General features: G+C 53.8%; 2 protein-coding genes. Both read right to left on the bottom strand.

From position 1 onward, the window contains the following. A partial coding sequence (locus V6D20_11835; protein ID HEY9816470.1) for a hypothetical protein occupies positions 1–703 on the bottom strand: 703 nt, incomplete at its 3' end. Positions 704–709: 6 nt separating this feature from the next. Then, a complete protein-coding gene (locus V6D20_11830) occupies positions 710–1,000 on the bottom strand; it encodes a hypothetical protein (protein HEY9816469.1) in 291 nt (96 codons plus the stop codon). Positions 1,001–1,187: the final 187 nt, after the last annotated feature.

Below are 1,187 nucleotides of genomic sequence, written 5' to 3'. Positions count from 1 at the left end.
CCTTGGTTACAAAACCAATTTCCACAATCCTGTCAGGACGTGTTGGCTTTACGTTAGTGAAACCACCAGCTACAGAGGGGGAAAGATATAGCAGATCACCGTTGCCAAAAGCACTTGTGTTCAGGTCGCGGACCTTGCCCCATGCGGTGACAAGCCCTTCTGCGCCGTCGGCAATGCTTACCGTCGTGACACCCAGAACATTGGCTGTTGCGGAAGAATCTGCTTGAGCCAAAGCTATTGTAGGCAGCCCGGTAGGAACGTCGTTACCGTTGATGTATACCGCCTGTCCGTCTGTGATCGGACTGCCGGTATTGTTGACCACGCGAACCCACGCCTCATGCCCAATGTTTAGCGTTGAGGTGGTAATGTCATTAACCGCGCAATGGGTCTTTTCGGTAGCGTCGTAATACACGCGGCCCTCGACTGAGGCTGGATTAGAGCCGCTAAAGTCTGCGTGGTTGGCTTCTAGTGAGGTAAACTTGATGTCGCCGTTAGCATCCGTCTGCAATACGGTCTCAGGATTGGCGTCACCGTCCGATGTGGGGCTTTGAAATGAAATGGTTGACCCATCACCCTTTAGAACGCCTGTCCCATTCGTAGACGTTGACGTGGTGATGTTATTAGGCCCAGCAGGACCTACGCCTTCCCTGACTGTGAAGGTCAAGGTGCGGTCTGCTTCTGTGACGGTGAAGGTTAAAGCCATTGGTTCTTACTTTTCGAGGATGCGCCAAGTTCCTTTGGACACGGTGGTGACGGTTCCAGCCGTGTCTGTGACTCGATGGGTCACGGTGTAGTAGCCCGGAGTAAGCGTGTCAGTGCTGGCAGATGCAATGGCGTCGATGGTGTAATCCCAAGCGCCTGCCGTGGTAGTGGTCAAGGTGACTCCGGTTGCATTGGAGTCCAAGGTAAGCGATGCGGTGTCGCTGCCATAAGGCTCAATGATAACCTCGACCCTTGAAAGATCGGTGTCAGATGTGGACTCGGTGATCTGAGTAGCCAAGCGCGTATCTCCCTTGGTTAGAGGCTTCCAGTTCCAGACTGCTGGCTTGTCAGGGCAAGGCATGCAGATAGTTAACTTTTTTTGACTATCAGGGCAAGGGGATTCTGGGGGTCTTTACGCTGTGCCAGATGCCCTCCTGCGGGCTTGGCGGTGTCTCGCAGTAGTTGACTCCCGGCAGATGGATAGC

Source organism: Candidatus Obscuribacterales bacterium (assembly GCA_036703605.1).
GTDB lineage: Bacteria > Cyanobacteriota > Cyanobacteriia > RECH01 > RECH01 > RECH01.
Note: the sequence above shows the minus strand (reverse complement) of the source record. Positions and strands in the feature narration are given on the sequence as shown.